Genomic DNA, 21,898 nt, shown 5'->3' with positions numbered 1-21,898 from the left:
GCGTGCCGCCTGCTTGTCAGGTCTGGCCGTATTTGCGGTCGCATTTATACCCCCTGCGCTAGGTGTTGATGCTCAGCGTAATGGTTACTTTGTTTTCGGCAGTTATGGAGGTTTGGCTGATTGGTTATGCGGAGCGGCCAATCGATATGTTGTCTGATACCGCACCCGCCGAGATTTGGCAGACCCACCGCGCCAGCCTGATTGGTGCAGGTTTGATGGGGGTATTGGTGCGCCCCGTCGCGCAGGTTGCTCGCCATGCAGTCAATAACATCGGGTTGCAGTGAAACGCAGCCAATTTGGTCCGCTGGCGCGCGCATGACCATTTGACCAAGCAGTCGGTCGGTTGGTTCCAAGAAGATTTGGCTGGCCGCACGGATTCGCGGCTGGTTCTTGTCGGCAATTATGCGTCGGACGTGATTTATCATTCGCTAAATGTGGTAGCCTTTGGCCTCGTTTATATGGTTGGCGTGGTTACCTTTATGGCCGATACCGATATTTTCCTTGTGCGGCCCTTGCTGATTTCGGTGATGATGTATGTCACGTTGATGGTCGTAATTATCCCGCGCATGGTTCAGTCGATGGAAACTTTTTTGGCGTCGAAATCCGCTTTATTGGGCGGGGCTGTGGATGCGTTTTCCAACTTTGACACCGTTAGCCGGTTTGGCCGCCGTGAAGATATCGAGGCCGAGCACCTGTAGTCGCTTGAGTAAACGCGGGTCACCTAGTTTGCAGAGCGTTAAATCAGTGTCGATCTACGCTCCATCAGCTAACCGTTGGCCATGGCGTTTGAAACGGATGCGCCAAAATTGCAGGTCACTGCGGGGCAGAATTCCATCCGAGCTGTGCCGCACCATTGTCACAAGGGCCGCACCGGCTATGACGCGCATGTGGGCGGGCGCGGCGTAAAATTGTCGGGTGGTCAGCGCCAACGGATCGCGCTTGCGCGGGTGATGCTGAAAAACGCGCCCGTCATGATTTTGGATGAAGCGACAAGTGCCCTGGACAGCGGTGTTGAGGCAGAAATTCAAGCCACGCTGATCCAAGTGATGCAAAACAAGACTGTGATAGCAATAGCGCACCGCCTGTCGACAATTGCCGAAATGGACAAGATTATCGTGCTTGTTGCGGGCCAGATTGCAGACCAAGGCACCTATGCCGAATTGCTTGCGGCGGGCGGTGTTTATGCAACGCTTTGGAACCGGCAATCGGGCGGGTTTATTGGTAATTAAACCGACACCTCGCCCCGCAATTGCGTGCGGTCCAGCTGGCTCTTTTCGCCCCGAATTGCAACATCACCACGGCGCAAAACATAGATGTGATCGGCCAACCCATAGGCGAAATCGAAGTATTGTTCGACCATCACGATCGCCATGTCGCCTTTGCCTTTCAGATACTCAATCACCCGCCCGATCTGCTGGATGATGTTGGGTTGAATACCCTCGGTCGGCTCATCCAGAAGCAACACCTTGGGCCGCATGATCATCGCGCGGGCAATCGCCAACTGTTGTTGCTGCCCACCCGAAAGGTCGCCGCCCCGCCGATTTTGCATCTCGCGCAAAACGGGAAACAGCTCGAACACCTCGGTGGGAATGGTATGTTCCGATTTGGGAAAAACGGAAAAAGCTGTCTCCAGATTTTCCCGAACGGTCAGCAAAGGAAAAATCATCCGGCCCTGCGGCACGATGGAAACGCCCATATGCGCCATCTCTTGCGGGCGGTGCAGGCCCAGCGGTTTACCGGCAAGTTCAATCGTGCCGCCTGACCGTGGGTGCGTGCCGGCCAACGCCTTTAGAAAGCTGGTTTTGCCGACGCCATTGGTGCCCATGATGCAGGTCACCTCACCCGCTTTGGCGGTAAAATCTATGCCATGCAGAATTTGCGAGCTGCCATAGTGCAGGGTTAGGCCCTTGGTTTCAATCATTCTTCTGATCCAATCTTCATTCGCCGCGCCCAAGATAGACATCGATGACCTGTTGATTTTTGGTTACGTGGTCCAGTGATCCCTCAGCCAGAACTGCGCCTTCATGCAGCACAGTGACTTTGCAATTCAGGCGGCGAACGAACTCCATATCATGTTCCACAACCACAACGGCGCGCGTTTTGGCGATGTCTACCAAAAGAGCTGTGGTATGCTCGCGCTCGGCTGGGGTCATACCTGCTGCAGGCTCGTCAACAAGCAGCAAGCGTGGCTCTTGCGCCAGCAGCATCGCAATTTCCAACCATTGTTTTTGACCGTGGCTAAGCTCGCCTGCCTTGCGGGCCAGATGATCAGCCAGACCGACCTGGGCGGCCAAATCGGCAATCCGCGCTACATCTGCCCGTGCTTTGCGCCAGATCAACACCCGCCACGGGCAGCGTGCGGCCTTTAGCGCGAGGGTCAGGTTTTCGGTAACGGTTTGGTCTTCAAACACCGTGGGGCGTTGGAATTTCCGGCCAACGCCAATGCGCGCAATTTGCGCTTCGGAAAGCTTTAACAATGACGTGGATTTTTCGCCAAACATCACGCTGCCGCTGTCGGGGCGGGTTTTGCCGGTGACGATATCCATGAACGTCGATTTGCCTGCGCCGTTTGGCCCGATGATCGCCCGCAACTCTTGCGGGCCGATAGTAAAGGTCAGGTTGTTGATGGCGCGAAAACCGTCAAAGCTGACGCAAGCGCCGGAAACCTCGAGCAATGCAGTCATTTCAACGCCTCTTTTTCTTGCAAGCTGCCATCATTTGGGCCCAATGGCGCGCCACGGCGGTTGGGGCTGTGCAGCCCTGCAAGGCTATCGAACAACCCGCCGATGCCTTTGGGCGCGAACAAGGTGACCAGCACGAATGACAGGCCCAGCAGTACTTGCCACCAGTCGACCCAGTTCAGCGTGCCAAATACGAGCGGGATAGATGGCGCTCGCCCGCCGGTGAACCAGCTGGACAGCAGCGAGACAAACGCAGCACCAATGATAGCGCCGTACAAGCGCCCGCGCCCGCCGATTGCCACCCAAACTGCAAGATAAATCGATGCGGTAGGGGCCAGTTCGGCTGGGTTGATGATGCCGGCTTGCGGGTAGTAAAGTGCACCCGCCAATGCGCAAATCACGGCAGTAAGGATGAATACGAACAGCTTGTACCCTTCAACCGAATAGCCCAAAAACCGCACGCGGGCCTCATCATCGCGAATGGCGCGGATGACTGATCCGAACTTGCCCGACACCACCCAAGAGATCAGCAGATAGGCCAAACCTAACGCCGCAGCCGAGGCCCAAAAGAACCAGATCGACAGGCTGTCTTGGCTGGTGCTGGACAGGCCGGGCAGGTTTTGCAGGCCCGACAAGCCATTGTTGCCACGCAGGCCGGAATCGTTTTGAAACAGATACAGCGCCAGTGCCAGCGTCATCGCTTGCGTCAGGATTGACAGGTATACCCCTGTCACCCGCGCCCGAAACGCCAGCCAACCAAAACACAGCGCAAGTAGCCCTGGCACCAAAACCACCAACAACATTTGCAGCGGAAAGCTGTGGGCAAAGCCCCAGATGAACGGCAATTCCGACGTGCCGACCACGCCAAAAATCTGGCTGGTGATGCCGTCTTGTATTTCGGCAGGCGTAGCGGGCAAGCCGCCACCGGCAAGGGCTGTGGTCACAATCTCGGCGGTGCGGGCATACATCAGCCACATGCCGATCATGTAGCCGCCGAGCGCAAAAAACGCCATATGTCCAAGGCTAAGAATGCCCGCATAGCCCCAGACCAGATCCATCGCCAGCGCAGCGAGGCACAGGCACAGTGTCTTGCCTAAGGTTTTGATGAATGAGGTGGAAAGTACGCCCGTGCCATAGCCTTCGGACAGAACGGTGACCACCAGCGAGAACACCAGAAGGGTTGCGATAACGACGATCAGGGACGGTTTGGATTTTGCGAAAAGCATGATCAATCTCCTGCCGCGCGGCCCTTAAGGGCGATGATTCCCCGCGGCCGGAATTGGATAAAGAGGATGATAAACAAGATCATATAGGTCTGTGCGGCCAGTGTGTTCGACGGGTTCAACCACTCGATGGTCTTTTGCAATCCGCCGATCATCGTGGCCCCCGCAAGCGCGCCCCAGATGTTGCCAACCCCGCCGACAACCACGGTCATAAAGCTCTGAACGATATAATCGCTGCCCAGCTCTGACGTGACCTTGGCAAACAGACCAATCGCCACGCCGGCAATGCCCGCGATGCCCGAGCCAATGCCAAAGGTCAGCATATTGATGCGGTCGGGGTTGATGCCCATGCTGGCGGCCATTGTCGGGTTTTGCGTCACGGCCCGCACCTCTAGGCCCAGCCGCGTGCGCTTTATGATCCAAAGGAACACGCCCAGAAACAGCAGCGCCAGCACGAAAATCGCCACACGGATATAGCTGATCGACACCACGTCATTCAGCATCCACGCGCCATCCAGCCAAGCAGGCGATGTAAGCGGGCGGGCCTGTGTGCCAAAAATGTTCTTCAAAATCTGTTGCAGCGCGATGGAAATCCCGAACGTTGCCAGCAATGTCTCCAACGGGCGCTTGTATAGGAAGCGTATCACCAACCGCTCCATCGCGACGCCAAGGCCAAAGGTGATCGCAAAGGCCAAGGGCAGGGCAACTAGGATCGATATTGTGTAATCCGAAATCCATTGCTGCACGACATAGCCGGTATAGGCGCCGATAGTGATAAACTCACCATGTGCCATGTTGATGACGCCCATAACACCAAAGGTGATAGCAAGGCCGATCGCAGCCAGAAAGTAGATCGAGGCCAGCGACAGCCCGTCAAGGCCAAGATCAGCGGCACGCATCAGGCCTACGTTTTGGTCAATCGCACGCAGGGCATCGCGCGCGGCATCGGTCACGGCAGGGTCACGCTCATCATAAATGTCAAAGAACTGATATTTGGCCAGCGTGGCTGCGATTTCATTTTCGGTTGCCGCAACCCGCGCCAGACCTTGTGTTTCCAGCGCAGTATAGGCGCGGTCTCGGGCGGATTGAGTGTTCAACTTTGCCAAGGGCAGGCCGCCTACAACCCCGTCTTTCAGATTGGCCAGCAAAGCGGCACGTTGGTCGGCTACGGTCAGGCGTGCAGGCACCAAACTGGCATCCACCAACTGGCCATAGGCTTGGTTGGATGTAATATCCTCATCAATTTTCAAGGTGTTGGCGATATTTGCACCTTCGGGCGCGGCACCTTCAACAGCAACGCGCTTGGTTGAAAGCAAAGGGTTCAGGGCAGCACGCAGATCCAGTTGTGTATCGGTGCCAAAGCTTTCAATCGCGGCAACGCGGGCAGCTGAATCGGGGTCAAATCGCAGCGTCAGCAGCCGCTCAAGGCGCTGTTTACGGTCCTTTAGCGCTGTGTCCGGCTCATTCTCAATTGAGGCGCGCAGAGGCGTCAGGGCATCAGCATTCGGATCGGTTGCAATGGAATCAAGTGCAGCTACCCTTTTCGCCGTATCTTTACTGGAAAGGTTGAACTGCACCAAAGCCGTTGCGATAAGTCCGCGCACACCGGCATTCGGCTTAAGCTCTGTAATGTCGGATTTTGGCGCAAGGCCCAGATCTTGGCCATCAAGGCTGCGGGTCGCATAGTTGTCGCCCTCGGCGCGGATCAGCAGATAAACCCCATCTGCCTTGCGCAGGCCCAGCCGCTTGTCGGCCCATGCCTCTAGGATTGCGGGTACCATCTCATCGCCGCTCTCAACCAAGGCAGCAATGACAGGCGCAATGGTCTGGCGCGAGGCGCGTTCCACCAAGGCTGTGTTTGTGGTCAGAACCGACTGGGCGGTGTCGGCCTGCACTGTGGCAAAGGCACCAAAAAACATCCAAGCCAAAACGGCCAGAACAAAGGGCAAAACCCGCATCTGATTTTTCCATAAATTAGAGGGGAGGGGGCCAAATCGGCCCCCTCCGGCTGGATTAGTAGTTCGAAGTCAACTGAACGCAGGTTTTGGTCTGCGTGTTATACATGCCGCATTTGAGGTCTTTCCAATCGGCCTCCAGCACTGCAGATTCGGGCAAGAAATCGGTCCAAGCATCGCCCGGTACTGGATCGGTTTGGCTGATAATATCAAACTGGCCATCGGCGCGAATTTCGCCAATAAGCACAGGCTTGGTCAGGTGGTGGTTTGGCAGCATTTCCGACACACCGCCCGTCAGGTTCGGGAATTTCTGCCCGATCATCGCGGCCGAAACGGCGTCAACATCGGTGGTGCCTGCCGAAGTTACGGCGTTTACCCACATGTTGAAGCCGATGTAATGCGCCTCCATCGGGTCATTGGTCACACGCTTGTCGTCTTTGATAAAGGCCTTCCAGTCAGCAATGAATGCTGCATTTTCAGGGGTATCTGCCGACATAAAGTAGTTCCAAGCCGCCAAGTGCCCTACAAGGTTGCTGGTATCCAGCCCCGAAAGCTCTTCCTCACCAACCGAGAAGGCAACCACGGGCAGTTTGTCGGCGGTCACGCCAGCGGCAGCCAGCTCTTTGTAAAAGCCGATATTGGCGTCGCCGTTGATCGTGGAAATCACGCCAACCTTTTTGCCATCGGCACCAAGGCCAACCACGTCACCCACGATTTTCGACCAATCCGAATGGCCGAACGGGGTGTAGTTAACAAAGATATCCTCTTTGGCGATGCCTTTGGAAATCAGATAAGCCTCAAGAATATTGTTGGTCGTGCGCGGATAGACATAATCGGTGCCGAGGAGTGCGAATTTTTCGATCCCCAATTCGTCAAGGAAGTAGTCAACCGCTGGAATGGCCTGCTGGTTTGGCGCGGCACCGGTATAGAACACGTTTTTCGACGATTCCTCGCCCTCATATTGCACAGGATAGAACAATAGGCCGTTCAACTCTTCGATCACCGGCAAAACCGACTTGCGGCTTACGGAGGTCCAGCAGCCGAACATCACGTCAACTTTGGAAACCGTCAGCAACTCCCGTGCCTTTTCGGCAAACAAAGGCCAGTCAGAAGCAGGGTCCACAACGACCGCTTCCAGCTTTTTGCCCAGCAGGCCGCCCTTGGCGTTTTGCGCCTCGATCAGCATCAGCATCGTGTCTTTCAGCGTGGTTTCCGAAATTGCCATTGTTCCTGAAAGGGAATGCAGTACGCCGACTTTGATAGTGTCCTCTTGGGCAAAGGCCACGGCTGGCGCGGTGAATGCGGCGATGCTGGTGGCCAAAAATGCGCGTCTGGATAATTTCATTTTGTACTTCCCTATATGGCCCGCTCTGGCCTTTTCCTTTGTCCAAGGAATGGGCATACTGAGCGAGCAGCTTTTGTTGCACCCGTGCGGTGAGGGGCGCCGTCCAAGCTATCCCTTGCCGCACACCTGCCTTGGCCATTTGTGGCCCGAGCCTCTGTAGCAAAAGCCAAGCAACGGATATTCACAACTTGGGGCTGGCGTTTGCGGTTAAATTTCTGGCAGATCGGGGATGCGGTCTATTTTTTAATCGATTGGCGCTGCGTCAGCGCGGAAAATGGGCAGCTGCCATACGAGTTTCCAGTTTGTTAAGACACGGTCAAATGAAGCCCGCCCTCGTCTTGCAGAAAACGCACGATATCTTCCACGCCGTGGCCTCTGCGCAATTTCGCCAGGACAAAGGGCAAATCTTTGCGTGCAGTTTTGGTGTCGTGCTCTAGCTGCGCCAGATCAACCCCAACATAGGGTGCAAGGTCGGTCTTATTAACTACAAGCAGATCGGACCGCGTGACCCCCGGCCCACGTTTGCGCGGAATATCCTGACCTGCTGCCGTGTCGATCACATAGATCGTCAGATCGGCCAGCTCGGGGCTAAAGGTGGCCGCAAGGTTATCACCGCCCGATTCAATCAGGATAAGGTCCAGATCGTCAAATTCACCGCGCAAATCGGCAATTGCGGCAAGGTTGATGCTGGCATCTTCCCGGATGGCGGTATGCGGGCAGCCCCCCGTTTCGACGCCCCGAATGCGGTTGGCAGGCAACACCTGCGCGCGCATCAGGTAATCGGCATCCTCGCGGGTATAGATGTCGTTGGTAATCACAGCCATCGAGCAGCGATTGGCCAGTGCGGCGCATAGCTTTTCGGTCAAAGTGGTTTTCCCCGCACCGACGGGGCCACCGATTCCAACCCGAAGCGGGCCATTTGGGCTTTTCATGATCGAAATATCCTTACATCCATTGTTTCGTGCAGCATCTGCGCCATGTCGGCCCCGAAACTGACGCTGCACAGGGCGCTTAGTGGGGCGGTGGCGCAGCTTTGCGCCAGTGTTAAAATATCGGGGCCAAGGTTTGCCAAAACTGTTTGCCCGCTTGTTTGGCCCAAGGGCACAAACTTCACCGCTGCTGCGATTTGCTGCGCGGCAAGGCCTTGCAGCCAGATTTGCAGCACTTCCTCGGTCGGCACCTGCAAGCCCCGCGTGGCATGGCCCACCGCTAAGGCAAAGGGCAGGGCGGGTTGCGCCTCGCCCGTTATCGCGGCAATCGTGCGGCCAAAGGCGCGGCCTTGTTCCATCATTTCCAGCATCCGCTCGGCGCTGCTGGCATAGGCGCAGGCCAGATCGGCAAGTGCCAAAACATCCGCATCGGGCGCACGGGCATGGGCCAGAAAAATCGCGTCCATTCGGCCTGTGCCAAAGGTCAGAATGGCGCGGACCCAGTTTTCCAGCGACGCAGGCGAGGTAACAACCCCATCTGTGATCGCCTGTTCAAGCCCCTGACTATAGGCAAAAGCCCCGATCGGAAAACTGGGCGAAAGCCATTGCACCAGCCGCAACCGGTCCAGCGGGTTAGCCGTAGGAATGGGCATGGAAATGGTCTTTGATACCGGCACCTAGTTCGGGGCCATGATCGTGACCCGCATGATCGTGACCCATAGTACGGCCGTGGCCATAGGCACCGCCTTCGGGGCAAAACGGCCCCATCGCTATGGCAAGCTCTGCGCCGAGGCCCTTTAGCATCGCCTCTAGCACATGGTCGCGGCGAATGACCAAATGGTCGGCACAAATCTGGCAAGGTGTGTGGCGGTTGCCGATGTGCCACGCAAGGCGCGGCAGATCGCCAGTCACCTTGACCACCGGTTCCAGTGCCGCCGTGATGCCGATTTTTGTGCCATCTGCCAGTTCCAGCGCGTCGCCGTCATCAAGGCTGGTGGTTTCCGCCAGATCAATCAGAAAGGTGCGGCCGGTGTTTGTCACCAACCGTTTGCGGCGCAAAAATCGTTCGGCATAGTCAAGCGTGACCTGCTCATCCAAGCCGCCGCCTGCCTTGCGATGCACGATATGCGCAGAGAGAGTTCCAATCATATCAGCTTCTTAAAACAGGAAGTAGCGTTGTGCGAGCGGCAGTTCATTGGCCGCATCGCAGGTTAGCAACACCCCATCGGCCCGCACCTCATAGGTTTCGGGGTTCACCTCGATCTGCGGGCGGGTGGCGTTGTGGATCATATCAACCTTGCCAATGTTACGGGTGTTTTGCACGGCCAGAACCGTTTTCTGCAACCCCAAGCGCGCGGCAACATCACCCGCAGCGGCCGCCGAAACAAAGGTCGCCGTGCTGGCCTGCATCGCGCGGCCTAAGGCGCCAAACATCGGGCGTGAATACATCGGCTGCACGGGGATAGAGCCGTTCGGGTCGCCCATCTGCGCCACCGCGATCATGCCGCCCATCAGCACCATTTCCGGCTTGGCCCCGAAAACGCAGGGTTCCACAGCACCAGATCGGCGCGTTTGCCCTCGGCCACGCTGCCGATATGGCTGGAAATGCCATTCGCAATTGCAGGGTTGATGGTGTATTTGGCGATATAGCGGCGCACGCGCATATTGTCGTTTTCGCCTGTCTCATCCACCAGCCGCCCGCGCTGCACTTTCATTTTATGCGCGGTTTGCCATGTGCGGGTGATAACCTCGCCAATCCGCCCCATCGCCTGACTGTCGGATGACAGAATCGAAAGCGCACCCATATCGTGCAGGATATCCTCGGCGGCGATCGTTTCACGGCGGATACGGCTTTCGGCAAAGGCCACATCTTCGGGGATAGACCGGTCAAGATGATGGCAAACCATCAGCATATCCAAGTGTTCCTCAACCGTGTTGGCGGTGTATGGCATCGACGGGTTGGTCGAGGACGGGATGATGTTTTCATGCCCCACCACGCGCAAGATATCGGGCGCATGGCCACCGCCCGCGCCTTCGGTGTGAAAGGCGTGGATGGTGCGGCCCTTGATCGCGGCCAGCGTGTTTTCGACAAAACCGGATTCGTTCAGCGTGTCGGTATGGATCATGACCTGCACATCCATATCGTCCGCGACCGAAAGGCAGCAATCAATTGCGGCGGGTGTCGTTCCCCAATCTTCGTGCAGTTTCAACGCACAAGCACCCGCGTTGACCATTTCAACCAGCGCCTCGGGTTGGCTGGCGTTGCCTTTGCCAGACAGGCCAAAGTTCATCGGAATGCTGTCGAGTGCCTGCAACATCCGCCCGATATGCCACGGGCCGGGGGTGCAAGTGGTGGCCAGCGTGCCATGCGCGGGGCCGGTGCCGCCGCCGAGCATCGTGGTCAAACCCGAATGCAGCGCATCCTCGGCCTGTTGCGGACAGATGAAATGGATATGCGCATCCATGCCGCCTGCTGTCAGAATCCGGCTTTCGCCTGCAATTACCTCGGTTCCCGGCCCGATGATGATGTTCACATTCGGCTGCGTATCGGGGTTGCCCGCTTTGCCGATTTTGTAAATAAGGCCGTCCAGCAGGCCGACATCGGCCTTGTAGATGCCGGAATGATCGACGATCAGCGCGTTGGTGATTACCGTATCCACAGCGCCACCCGCGCGCGATACCTGTGATTGCCCCATACCATCGCGGATAACCTTGCCGCCGCCGAATTTCACCTCTTCGCCGTAAGTGGTCAGGTCGCGTTCGACCTCAATAATCAGATCTGTATCGCCAAGGCGCAAGCGGTCGCCCGTGGTGGGGCCATACATCGCGGCATAATCGGCGCGGGCAATGCGAGTGGACATTTACAAATCCCCCATAACAAGGCCATTGAAACCGAACACCCGCCGCGCGCCAAGGATAGGCGTCAGGCGCACCTCGCGGCTTTGGCCCGGTTCAAACCGAACAGCGGTGCCTGCGGCAATATCAAGGCGCATCCCATGGGCGGCGGTGCGGTCAAATTGCAGGCCGGGGTTGGTTTCGGCGAAATGATAGTGGCTGCCGACCTGCACAGGCCGGTCGCCGGTATTGGCGACCATCAGCACGACAGCTTCTTGCGCCGCGTTAATCTCTATCGCGCCCTCGGCAGGGAAAACCTGACCGGGAATCACGATGAGCGGCCTTTGCGCATGTAGATCACAACGGCGACAGCAATCGCGGCGCCCAGCATCAGCAAATGGTCAGGCTCGGTCGCCAAATGCCGCAGATTTGCGAAAAAGCCGGTGTGGCTGTGGTCGCCCGTGTGGGCAAACAGGGCGGTTGGCAACAGGGCGAACAAAGTGAAAAGGGTTTTCATGACGGGCCTCTTAGCGAATGGGGTGGTGGACGGTGACAAGTTTGGTGCCATCGGGAAAGGTGGCCTCAACCTGTACGGAATGGATCATTTCGGGGATGCCTTGCATACATTGATTGGCGGTAATCACATGCGCGCCGGCCTGCATCAGGTCGGCCACACTGCGCCCGTCACGCGCGCCTTCGACCACGAAATCGGTGATCAGGGCAATCGCCTCGGGGTGGTTCAGCTTGACGCCGCGCGCCAGCCGGTTGCGGGCGACCATCGCAGCAACCGATACAAGAAGTTTCTCACGTTCACGGGGTGTTAGGTTCATAACTCGGTCCTACATTTGCCAGACGCGGGGCAGGGGGCCTGCCCCCAACACACCAAGGGCCCTAGCGATTTGCTTTTTCATCGGCCAGCTGTCGCGGGCCAAAATACGCAGCACGCATTTGCCATCCCAACCCGAGGCAGCAGTTCGCGTGCCCGGCTCATCCAGCACCGCACGCAAGGCAGAAAGCGCATCCATGGCATTTGCGGAAACCAGCGCGATCACCGCATAAGCCCGCGCTTGGCCTAGCAAAGCGGGGCTTTCGTGGGCCAGAAATTCCGCATCAATCTGAACGGTTTCGGCCCAAACGGGCCGCCCTTCGCGCCGGATCAGGCGGCGATCGGTAAGCCGAGCATCTTTTGGTTCTTCTCCCATGGCGTGCCGCCCCAGCACGACGCTTTCGCACAAAAGGCAGCTTGCGTCGGCGGCCAGATCAATGGTTGTCTCGCGCTGCAAATGACAGTTTTCAAACAAAATGGTTTCTTGCGGCAGCCAGTCCAGCCGCGCAGTTGCGCCCACCTGTGCCGTTACTGTGGCATGGCCAGCAGCACTCCGGCTTGCATAGGCCCGCTCGGCAGTTTGGGTGGTTGCCGTCACTTGTGCACCTGCGCCAAGCGCGATGTCATAGGCCAAGCTGTCGCCATCCGTGATTCCGCCTGATGTGTTCAAGAACACAACCTCGGCCGTGCCATCAAACCGCCGTGGCATAAGGGCTTTTGCGCTGCCATGCTGGTGCAAATCGCGCAACCGTGTGGTGCCAGACTGCAAGGCGAACCCGACAGTGGCGCGCCCGTGGCTGCGTTGCATCTCTGTATCTTTGACCGCCAATTGCATTGCGCGTACTCCTGACGCGAATCTACGGTGGTCATTGGCGATAGACAGCAGCGGCGCAGTTTCTGATTGAGGGTTTTGCTAAAACTTTATGCGAGTGCTGACATATTAATCGAATATGCGTGAAATATGGGCTGAATGGAAATCCGGCTCGGGCCGCCTTTTCACGGTTGGCGTTAGGAACAACAGCTCAAGCTGCTTAAGTTGAGGGTCGCAAATAGGTGCGTTCAAACGTATCAGCGCCAACAGCGCGACCCGACAAATAACCTTGGATGGAATGGCAGCCTTCTTGCTGCAACCAAGCAAGCTGTTCCGTATTCTCCACCCCTTCTGCAAGCGCACGGATGCCCAAAGTACGGGCAAGCGCCAAGATGCTGCGGACAATCATGCGGGTCTCGTGGTGGCTAGCGGCCTTATCATCACTGTCATGTGTGGTAAGCAGGTGAATAAAGCTCTTGTCGATTTTGATCTCGGAAACGATCAATTTTTGTAGATAGCTAAACGACGAATACCCAGTGCCGAAATCATCGATCGACAGATTTATCCCTGCTTGCCGCAACTGGTTGATATTGGCAAGCGCAGCCTCGGACATGGAAATCAACGAAGTCTCGGTAATTTCAACGGTAACCGTTTCTGCGGCCACGCCTTCACTTTCCAACAAGTCCAGCAGACGAGGGGCAAGAGTGCTATCTTCAAAGCTGTTCGGCGAAAGGTTAATACTTGCCGGGTTGTGCAGACCTTTTGCGCGCCAACGACCCAATTGCCGGGCGAAAATACCCATCACATGAAAATCGATGTCCGAGATAACACCGGCTGCCTCGGCAATAGGAATAAACTCCTCGGGGCTGACACGGCCCAAAACTGGGGCGTTCCAGCGCAAAAGCGCCTCGGCGCCAATCAGGCGCAAGGGCGTGCCGTTTGCGGTTGCATCGGACGGCACCGCAAATTTCGGCTGAAACGCCAGCTCGAACTGGTTTTCCTGCAGCGCGTGGCGCAGAGCCTGAATAATCACATTGCGCCGCGACAAGCGGGTGTCCATCGCAGTGTTGTAATAGGCCAGCCGATTCCCGCCCGCCGATTTTGCCGCAAAATTGGCAACCTCGGATTGTCGTAGCAAGTCGGCATTCGCGGAGGCGTCGGCTGTACTTGCCGGGAAATAGCTTAGGCCAATGCTTGCGGTGGCATAGACGGTGATATCTTGTAGCACAAAAGCGCGCTGTAGGGCATGGCGCAACTCTTGGGCGATATCATCCACAGCTTGAGGGGTGACGTGATCCAAGCGAATCGAGAAAGAATTTCCTTCGCTCCGCGCCAGAAAACCGCGCCCATCCAGTACTTTGGCAAGCCTTTCGCCGAAGGCACAAAGCAAGGCATCACCGGTCGGGCGCCCAAGCACAGTGCGAATGCTGCGAAAATTGTCGATATCGATCAAAAGAACTGCCAGCGGGGGCTTTGCGTTGGATAGGGCGTGGCTAAAAAAGCGGCCATTGGGCAAGCCGGTCAAGAGATCATGGCGGGCATCAAAATGGGCCTGAGCCGCAGCGCGGCGGCGCGTTGCTTCGGCCTCGAATCGTGCCGTGATATCGGTGAGCGCCATCACAACACTGGCGGTGGTTTCGCTGTCTCGCAGCGGGGCGGCATTTACAGAAAATACGCGGCGTGCCATGCTCGGAATCAGCAGTTCGACCACCATTCCATGCAGTGGGACGCCTGTTCGCATTATCCGCGCAAATGGCAGTTCGTCCGGATAATCATCAAGCGGGTCTTTGGTATTGGTGCTTTCACCTTCCAATTCTGGCGGCTCGGCTGCAATCCGATGCAAGGGCCAAGATGCCGCACAAAGGCGCTCTGCACGGGTTAACCTGTCAAGAATGTCGCGGGCCTCGGAATTGGCAAACACGCAGCGACCAACAGAATCAAAGGCCACAACAGCAGAAACCCCTGTGTCGATCATTCTGGTCAAAAAGTACCGCTCACTGCGCAGCGAAGTTTCAAGTCCGCGTTGATGCGTGACATCGCGATGCATGAACAAAAAGCCGTTATACTCACCTGTATCAGTGTGTAATGGCTTCATTTGAAAGCTGACTTTATAAACCGCCCCGCTTTTCGCGGTATAGGTTGTCTCGCCGCTATAGATCTTTTTCTGGGCGAAGGCCTGGGCCACATCTGAAAAAGTTGCACTGTCGCTGGCGTGACCAATAGTTAGGTCACTGATATGACGACCGATTGCCTCAGCCAAGTTATAGCCGCTGCGGCGTTCAAAGGCGGTATTGACCCATGTGATAATGCCGTTGTTATCGGTCAGCACCACCAGATCGCTCATCAAGGACAAAATGCCCGCCAAAGCATTTGGCGGGCTTTCCTTTAGAAGGTTCGAGTGAGCAAATATCAGCCCTTCGTCCATGGTATCTTTCATCTGACCGAAGCCCTTTTGCCTTGATCCGATGCTCAGCCGACACAGATCTCAGGCAGCGAAGGCGATCACGTTAGAGTTAACGTCGTCACTAAATACAGTTTTCGCACGCCCGGTCAACTTGGCGGTATACAGTCTTTCGTCAGCCTGTTTGAAAACGGTATCGAAAGTCTGTTCGGCGTTATCGTGCAAGGCAAGACCTGCCGAGAAGGAAACTGTCATGGCGTCGTTCGAGCGCAGCACGTTAGAGGTTTTCAGATCAGCGCGGAAATCGGCCAGCATAGCTGCAACAGTTGCCATTTCTGCTTGTGGGAACAGAACCACGAACTCTTCGCCGCCGATACGATAGATGGGCAGGCTGTCGTTCAGGGCTGTACGCAGGCGGGCAGCAAAGTCGCGCAACACACGGTCGCCAGCATCGTGGCCAAATGTGTCGTTGATTTTCTTGAAATGGTCGATGTCCAGCAAAGCCATAACCGTGTCAGTACCGCACTCGGCGAATGCGGCATCCAGGCCGCGACGGTTTTGCAGGCCTGTCAAAGGATCGATTGTTAGCTCAACGGCCAAGGTTTCGCGCTCTGCAATCGAAGAGCTCAACCTTTTCTGTACAACTGCCAAAGCGGCAGAAAGCGCATCATTCTTGGCTTGCAGTGCCGCCAACTGTGCGGCCAGGGGCGATACAGGTGCGACAGGCACTTCTTCTTGAACTTGCGTAAACGCAGCCACTGCCAGAAACGCAATCAAGCCAGCGGCGATTGCGAAAGCAGCAGGAACAATCTCGGTGACGCTTGCCCCCAAAAGGTAAGCAGCAACGGCTGCGATATAAGGAGTGCGTGCCTTGCTGTCCATCGCGACCGCGATTTTCTGAGCGAGGCTCGGCGCAAGGAAACGTCCACCAAAGTGGTTTACATCGCTCAGAGTGTTTGCCGTTACCAAGGTCATCACAAATCCGCCCGTTCCTAAGTCCGTTTACTGAGCGATGGTCTTGGCGCCGCAATCTTGGTTAGCTGTGCCTTAACCATCCTTCACTGTACGGTTAATCATTCTAATATGGCGTGATTATGCAGCGATTAAGGCGTCACTGTGCAGGCTGTGTCGGAACTAAGGCAGATTGTGGCAAACTTTGGGCAGGCGTGCACGGGCAGCAATGAACAGTCTGAAATGCCAGCGAAACATACCTTAACTTCGTCAAAATCCTGACAATAATGACACGCAAACAAATATTGCGATTAAAACCACTGGCAAATTCAGGTGAGACTTGGCAAAGTAAGCTCATTGCATTCTCGAGAAGCCCAGCAAAATGGGCCCGATTTGCGATGAGCAGTAGTTTCGAACAAAGATGGCGCAAAGAATATGATAACCAACCCGCTAACTTTAGGGGGGGAATCGATGATTCCTGACACCCTTCGTTCAGGTGCTCGCGCGCTATTGAATCGGTCACTTTTGGTCGTTTCTTTGGCTCTGGCTGCTTGTACCACAGGCCCGATGCTAGATCAAATGGGGCTTTCCGATAGCGCACCGCAAACGCAGTACGCACGTGGTAATTTAAGCAGTATTTGGGCCGAACCGCCTGGCGCTATCGTGATGTTGCAACGAAAAGGGAATGGCGACTACGAACAGTTGATCGGGTTGGAGAACAACACAACCCTGAAGGGTGACAACTTTCTGTGGATCAATGCAAATAACGGCAACACAGGTCAGGTAAGCAAAGGCCTGGATTTGACTAAGCTATTTGCGCGTTTCGGCGACATCCCTACACCCTTTACCCGGATAGACAGCAGCAGCTTGCGCAGTGCTAATGACGGGCAGGGCACGTATTCATGGCAAGAATATAATGCAGGGCCAAACACGATTTGTGTTTTTGCCGTACGGCGATTGGGTGTTGGTGCGCGATCGGTGCCTGCTGGCACCCGCGTTTTGGACTTGGTGTTGCGCAACTGCGTAAATGGTACTGCCAATGATGCGTTGGCCCCGATCTTGGGCAGCCCTGTTAGCAGCTATGACAGCTTTGGCGCCAATTCTCCTACAGCCATCTCGCGTTTGGGGGGATCTCGGTTTTAAAGGATCGGGCCCACTTTTCAGTGAGCCCCCTTTCCAGGAATAGGTAACAGGCGTGACTGAAGTAGTATGAAAAAAGCAGATTCAAATAACGAGCCGCGAAACAGACCAGTGCTTCTGCTGTGGTTTCTCTTTGCGATTCCGATTGCGGTACTGATCAGTGTGCCCACCTCAACCGGTGGCCAGGCCTTTATCGGGTTGATTGCCGTCGGCTTGATTGCGCTGCTGAAACCTAGTTCGCATAAGCTGTTCCCACGGGTTATGATCTTGGCTACGGCCTCGATCATTGTCATGCGCTATTGGTTTTGGCGTATTTTTGAGACATTGCCAGACCCAAGCTTGTCAATTTCATTTGCGATTGCCATGTTGCTTTTGGCGGTCGAAACTTATTCGATTTTCGTGTTCTTTCTGAATGCCTTTGTCATCTCGGACCCGACCGAGCGCCCTTTTCCCGAACAAGTCCCTGTGGATGAGCTGCCGACTGTCGATATTCTGATTCCATCGTACAACGAACCGGCTGACATGCTCAGCATCACCTTGGCTGCAGCGCAGAACATGATTTATCCGTCGCATTTGCGCACGGTAGTATTGTGTGATGATGGTGGCACCGATCAGCGGTGCAATTCCGACAATGAAGAACTTGCTGCAAAATCGCGAAAGCGGCGTGCCGAGTTGCAAGCCCTGTGTGCCGAGCTTGGCGTAAAATATTCGACACGCGCGCGCAATGAGCATGCTAAAGCAGGCAATATGTCGGCCGCACTCGAAGACTTGAACGGCGACTTGGTCGTCGTGTTCGATGCCGATCACGTGCCTTCGCGCGATTTTCTGGCCCGCACGGTTGGTTACTTCAATGAAGATCCAAAGCTGTTTCTGGTCCAATCCCCGCACTTTTTCATCAACCCCGACCCAATTCAGCGGAACCTAGAGCTTGCCCCGGAATGTCCGCCGGAAAACGAGATGTTCTATTCAGATGTGCACCGCGGCCTTGATCGTTGGGGCGGAGCGTTCTTTTGCGGGTCGGCAGCAGTGTTGCGCCGCAGGGCGTTGGATAGCGTGGGTGGGTTTGCCGGTGAAACCATTACCGAAGACGCCGAAACCGCGTTGGAAATCCACGCAGCTGGCTGGAAAAGCCTGTATATTAACCGCGCAATGATCGCAGGTTTGCAGCCGGAAACCTTTTCATCCTTTATTCAGCAACGCGGTCGTTGGGCCTCGGGCATGATGCAGATGTTGATGCTGAAGAACCCGCTGTTTCGCAGCGGTCTTAGCTTGCCGCAGCGCATGTGCTACATCAACTCGATGAGCTTTTGGGTGTTTCCTATCATCCGTCTCACCTATATTTACGTGCCGCTTGTCTATCTTTTCTTTGGCGTTCAGATTTTTGTCGCCAACTATAATGATGTTATGGCGTATATGCTTAGCTATCTGGGCGTGGCCTATCTGGTGCAGAACGCATTGTATAAACGGACGCGATGGCCGCTGATTTCAGAAATTTATGAGGTTGCGCAATCACCCTATTTGGCCAAGGCCGTTTTGAAAACGATTATACGCCCGCGCAGTGCCAGCTTTAACGTAACCGCTAAAGATGAAACCCTCGCCGAAGATTTTATCTCAGAGATTCATGGCCCGCTTACTTTCATGTGGCTGGCCATGCTTGCGGGCGTGATTGCATTAATCATTCGTTGGATCGCATACCCTGGTGACCATACTGTTCTAATCGTCGTGGGCGGTTGGGCCATTTACAACTTTATTCTGGTGTCATTGGCCTATCGTGCAGTAGCTGAAAAACAGCAGCGGCGGTCTGCTCCGCGCGTCAAAATGGACATACCTGCAACGCTGTGGGTCGAAGAGGACAGCGAGAATACTATTCCGGTAAAAATTATCGATGCGTCGACTGGTGGCATACGCATTCTGATCAAAACCAAACAGCCTATTCCTGCGGCGCAGCTGGAAGACAGAATGGTTTATTTCTGCGCTCATTTTGAAGATTCGCAGCATCTCGAGGCTCCTGCCCTTGCGCGCATTAAGTCTTCGCAAACGGTGTCCGAAGGTCAGCTCCTCGGTCTGTTCCTTGAGCCAAATCAGAATATGAAGGTTCAAACAGCGATCGCACACCTGATCTTTGGCAATAGCGAAAACTGGTATCAATATCGTCAGCAAAGCCAAGGCATTCAAGGTATTTGGCGCGGTTTTGGATATGCATTCTATTTGTTCTTAACAGGTTTGCCCCTGTTGATGCGTGATCTGGCGCGCGAACCACGCCGCCGCGCATTGCTGCGCAAATTGCCGCCATCCAAAGAGAAGCCGGCACACTTGCTTGCATTTGGCGTTGATCTTGAAGCCGAGGCCCGCGCTGCCCGCGCAGCCCAGATCGCGGCTATGCAAGAAGAAGCTGCTAAACATGCAAGCGTCAAGAAGGGCATGGTCGCCACGAATGCAGGGCGGGTAGGTCAATGATATCTGTCAAATCTTTGTTTGGACCGACCGTAAAACTTGGTTTGGTGCTGCTTTTGTGCAGTAGCCCATTGTCAGCGCAAGTAAGTTCAAACGCCCAGGATGCCCCGTTGATAGACTTTGGTGCCGTGCTAGACGCGCCATCTGGGGCACCTGCGACCGGGACAGCCGCGCCTGCGCCGACAACTTCTACAGCGATTGCGCCAATCGCAGCGCCAACAGCGCCCGAAATCCAGGATGAAACTCTGCTGACACTCCCGACTTTTGAACGGGGTATCAGTCAGGATGACCCGCTTGAAACGAAAACCGGAGAGGTGTTGCTGCCGCTGACGTCGAAGAAACCGTCCTTGGATGGTATTGTTCGCCTTAGCGGAGAGGTGCAAAGCGAGACATTCTATATCGACCTGCCACAGGCCGCGGCCATTACTGGCTTCGTTATGTCTTATCGCGTGTCTATCAACGTGCTGCCTGATCAATCCGAAATGCAAATTCGGGTGAACGGTAAAGATGCACTCTCAATCCGCCCCGATGCCTTTGACGGGTTCGGGCGGATTTCTTTGCCTGCAAGCCTGCTGGCTGATGGTCTGAACGAGATTGTTGTTACGCTTCACCACACACACCGCATCTTCTGCGGCCCGGATGCGACGTTTGATGTCTGGACCGAGATAAACACAAATACCAGTGGCGCCCGTATCAACCGTGACGATCTGCCGCTTGATTCCGTCGGAATAAAAATGGCTTTGCGTGCACAGGCGGCAATGGCAGGCAGCCTGCCGGTGCGGTTGATCAATGATCCAAACGCCAGCGACTCTACGAAAATTGGCAGAGGCAACGAAGCGATTCTTGAAGCGTTATCTCCACGGCTTGCGGGGTTGCGTGGCAGCAGCCCTATCATTCTTGCCCCCGAAGACGCCTATGGCGTGATAACTGAAACGGCGCCATTGGCGCGGATAACGGTGATGTACGGGCTGCAGCCAAGTATCGAAATCCGGCGGGGTGGAGACGGCACGGCGGTTTTGCTGTTGACCACAGGCTTTAACGGCGAATTGCCCGAACTTGATGAAGTCTTGCCATTTCCCGGGCCATTGGAAAACAATGCTTTTCTGAGACCAGGTTCCGAAACCTCATTGCAAGAGCTGGGGTTTGAGCAAACGAACGCGTACAACCATTACACCGAACAAAACCTCGCCTTCCGCTTGCCGGATGATTGGCTATTGCTGGCCTCGCAAAAAGGGCTGTTGCGTTTGGACTACAGCTTTCTAGAGGGCCTGCCAAAAGGTGCCCTTATGTTGGTCAAGCTGAATGATACCACCATCCGGATGCTGCCACTGGATATTGACGGAGGCACGTCGTTGCCAACGCTTGATGTCGGGTTTCGCGCACGTCTTCTTCGTCCGGGGGCAAATTTGCTTACCTTTGCGACAGTCGTTCCGGGTGATCCTTCTGACCAGCCATGCGCACAGACGACAGCCCCGTTTGTAACAGTCGACAGCGGGTCCACCCTGTATGTGCCGCCCTCGCCAAAGATGCAGATGTCAGATCTGGCCCGCCCATTGGCTGGCATCCATCCGGATCAGATAAGCGCGGATAGCCCGTCATTGAGCGACCGTAGTGCAGCCTATTTCCCCTCGATTCTGGCCTCGGCACTGCGCCCGATTTCCGATACCGAGCAGATGTCGAATGCGTCCCTTCATGTGACCATAGAGGCCAACGACGCAGGTTTGAGCCTGAATGATCTGGGGATCAATCGTCGGGAATTGTTGCAATTATTTGAGGAGCCGGCTGGCCAATCAACTGCGACAAGCGCGGATGCCCGCAATCGCCCGGGCATGGTTGACCGCCTAAAGGCCTATGTGAAAGACATCGGAACCCAGGTGCGTCAGCTTGCACTTCCTGATGACGGCCCGCTGGGGCTTTGGCTGGGGGGAAAGCGCGCAGATGCTGTGCTGTTTATCCCGCGAGATGATGCTCCCGAAGAAATCTGGCTTATGGTACGTCCTCAAAGCAATCCGCAAACCATGGCTGCGGTGCTGGCTCAGGCGCGCCTTTCGCCCGAAGGCCCCAGAGGCAGGCTGTCCATTCTGACGAGAGATGGCAAATGGCAAAGCTGGTACAGCTCAAAGCCAGAGCCGTGGATGCTAGAACCATTGACCGTTTCGAATTTCCGAACCGTTGCAGGGAATTATGCGTCTTGGTCGCCGCTCTTTTATGGCGCCATTTTGATGACGCTGACACTTATCTCGGTCGGACTGGCTCTGGTCTATATCGTAACAACAAGAGGAAGTCGGAAACGATGAACCGTAGAATGGTATTACGACAAGTCGCAGCGCTCGCCTCTGTTTTTTCG

General features: G+C 55.6%; 19 protein-coding genes and 2 pseudogenes. 6 read left to right on the top strand and 15 right to left on the bottom strand.

Annotation, left to right across the window (positions count from 1 at the left end):
• Positions 1-68: 68 nt before the first annotated feature.
• The 3 genes and pseudogenes from AKU79_RS00775 to AKU79_RS00765 all read left to right on the top strand — a co-directional run.
• A complete protein-coding gene (locus tag AKU79_RS00775) occupies positions 69-284 on the top strand; it encodes a hypothetical protein (RefSeq protein ID WP_156209364.1) in 216 nt (71 codons plus the stop codon).
• A 12-nt stretch (positions 285-296) separates the two neighbouring features.
• Positions 297-698, top strand: a complete 402-nt coding sequence (locus tag AKU79_RS00770; protein ID WP_050521675.1) for an ABC transporter transmembrane domain-containing protein — start codon at positions 297-299, stop codon at positions 696-698.
• A gap of 162 nt (positions 699-860) precedes the next feature.
• Positions 861-1,229, top strand: a pseudogene (locus tag AKU79_RS00765) (ATP-binding cassette domain-containing protein); the annotation flags it as partial.
• On the opposite strand, the gene urtE reads toward AKU79_RS00765, so the two are convergent.
• From urtE to AKU79_RS00690, 15 genes and pseudogenes are all read right to left on the bottom strand, one after another.
• Complete coding sequence (gene urtE, locus AKU79_RS00760; RefSeq protein WP_050521725.1) at positions 1,226-1,921, bottom strand: urea ABC transporter ATP-binding subunit UrtE; 696 nt, start codon at positions 1,919-1,921, stop codon at positions 1,226-1,228. The pseudogene AKU79_RS00765 and the gene urtE overlap by 4 nt on opposite strands.
• A gap of 16 nt (positions 1,922-1,937) precedes the next feature.
• Positions 1,938-2,684: an urea ABC transporter ATP-binding protein UrtD gene (gene urtD / locus AKU79_RS00755; RefSeq protein WP_050521673.1), complete on the bottom strand. Its 747-nt coding sequence runs from the start codon at positions 2,682-2,684 to the stop codon at positions 1,938-1,940.
• The gene (urtC, locus tag AKU79_RS00750; RefSeq protein ID WP_050521672.1) at positions 2,681-3,907 is read right to left on the bottom strand and encodes an urea ABC transporter permease subunit UrtC; all 1,227 of its coding nucleotides are present in this window, start codon (positions 3,905-3,907) and stop codon (positions 2,681-2,683) included. The genes urtD and urtC overlap by 4 nt, the downstream gene beginning before the upstream one ends.
• A 2-nt stretch (positions 3,908-3,909) precedes the next feature.
• On the bottom strand, positions 3,910-5,853 hold the full coding sequence (gene urtB / locus AKU79_RS00745; protein ID WP_408002825.1) for an urea ABC transporter permease subunit UrtB: 1,944 nt from the start codon (positions 5,851-5,853) through the stop codon (positions 3,910-3,912).
• Positions 5,854-5,917: 64 nt separating this feature from the next.
• Positions 5,918-7,204: an urea ABC transporter substrate-binding protein gene (urtA, locus tag AKU79_RS00740; protein ID WP_050521671.1), complete on the bottom strand. Its 1,287-nt coding sequence runs from the start codon at positions 7,202-7,204 to the stop codon at positions 5,918-5,920.
• 305 nt (positions 7,205-7,509) lie between these two features.
• On the bottom strand, positions 7,510-8,136 hold the full coding sequence (gene ureG, locus AKU79_RS00735) for an urease accessory protein UreG (RefSeq protein WP_050521670.1): 627 nt from the start codon (positions 8,134-8,136) through the stop codon (positions 7,510-7,512).
• Positions 8,133-8,786, bottom strand: coding sequence for an urease accessory protein UreF (locus tag AKU79_RS00730; protein ID WP_050521669.1), 654 nt, complete (start codon positions 8,784-8,786; stop codon positions 8,133-8,135). The genes ureG and AKU79_RS00730 overlap by 4 nt, the downstream gene beginning before the upstream one ends.
• Entirely contained in the window at positions 8,767-9,282 is a 516-nt protein-coding gene (locus AKU79_RS00725) for an urease accessory protein UreE (protein WP_050521668.1), read from the bottom strand. The genes AKU79_RS00730 and AKU79_RS00725 overlap by 20 nt, the downstream gene beginning before the upstream one ends.
• Positions 9,283-9,291: 9 nt before the next feature.
• Positions 9,292-10,994, bottom strand: a pseudogene (gene ureC / locus AKU79_RS00720) (urease subunit alpha).
• Positions 10,995-11,300 (bottom strand): urease subunit beta, encoded by a 306-nt coding sequence (locus AKU79_RS00715; protein WP_050521667.1) that lies wholly within the window; start codon positions 11,298-11,300, stop codon positions 10,995-10,997.
• Complete coding sequence (locus AKU79_RS00710) at positions 11,297-11,485, bottom strand: HupE/UreJ family protein (protein ID WP_050521666.1); 189 nt, start codon at positions 11,483-11,485, stop codon at positions 11,297-11,299. Before AKU79_RS00710 ends, AKU79_RS00715 begins: the two co-directional genes overlap by 4 nt.
• A gap of 10 nt (positions 11,486-11,495) precedes the next feature.
• Positions 11,496-11,798 (bottom strand): urease subunit gamma, encoded by a 303-nt coding sequence (locus AKU79_RS00705; protein ID WP_050521665.1) that lies wholly within the window; start codon positions 11,796-11,798, stop codon positions 11,496-11,498.
• Between the two features lie 9 nt (positions 11,799-11,807).
• Positions 11,808-12,629 (bottom strand): urease accessory protein UreD, encoded by an 822-nt coding sequence (locus AKU79_RS00700; protein WP_050521664.1) that lies wholly within the window; start codon positions 12,627-12,629, stop codon positions 11,808-11,810.
• 196 nt (positions 12,630-12,825) lie between these two features.
• The gene (locus tag AKU79_RS00695; protein ID WP_050521663.1) at positions 12,826-15,042 is read right to left on the bottom strand and encodes a sensor domain-containing protein; all 2,217 of its coding nucleotides are present in this window, start codon (positions 15,040-15,042) and stop codon (positions 12,826-12,828) included.
• Positions 15,043-15,090: 48 nt separating this feature from the next.
• Positions 15,091-15,981: a GGDEF domain-containing protein gene (locus AKU79_RS00690; RefSeq protein ID WP_082223857.1), complete on the bottom strand. Its 891-nt coding sequence runs from the start codon at positions 15,979-15,981 to the stop codon at positions 15,091-15,093.
• Positions 15,982-16,623: 642 nt separating this feature from the next.
• On the opposite strand from AKU79_RS00690, the gene AKU79_RS00685 reads away from it, so the two are divergent.
• The 3 genes from AKU79_RS00685 (at position 16,624) to AKU79_RS00675 (ending at position 21,848) form a co-directional block, all read left to right on the top strand.
• A complete protein-coding gene (locus tag AKU79_RS00685) occupies positions 16,624-17,100 on the top strand; it encodes a hypothetical protein (RefSeq protein WP_156209363.1) in 477 nt (158 codons plus the stop codon).
• 66 nt (positions 17,101-17,166) lie between these two features.
• Entirely contained in the window at positions 17,167-19,554 is a 2,388-nt protein-coding gene (bcsA, locus tag AKU79_RS00680; RefSeq protein ID WP_082223856.1) for a UDP-forming cellulose synthase catalytic subunit, read from the top strand.
• A gap of 107 nt (positions 19,555-19,661) precedes the next feature.
• Entirely contained in the window at positions 19,662-21,848 is a 2,187-nt protein-coding gene (locus AKU79_RS00675) for a cellulose biosynthesis cyclic di-GMP-binding regulatory protein BcsB (RefSeq protein WP_197087159.1), read from the top strand.
• Positions 21,849-21,898: the final 50 nt, after the last annotated feature.

It is taken from the genome of Pseudorhodobacter wandonensis, assembly GCF_001202035.1.
In the GTDB taxonomy this organism is placed as follows: Bacteria; Pseudomonadota; Alphaproteobacteria; order Rhodobacterales; family Rhodobacteraceae; genus Pseudorhodobacter; species Pseudorhodobacter wandonensis.
This window is presented reverse-complemented; position numbering and strand designations above follow the sequence as displayed.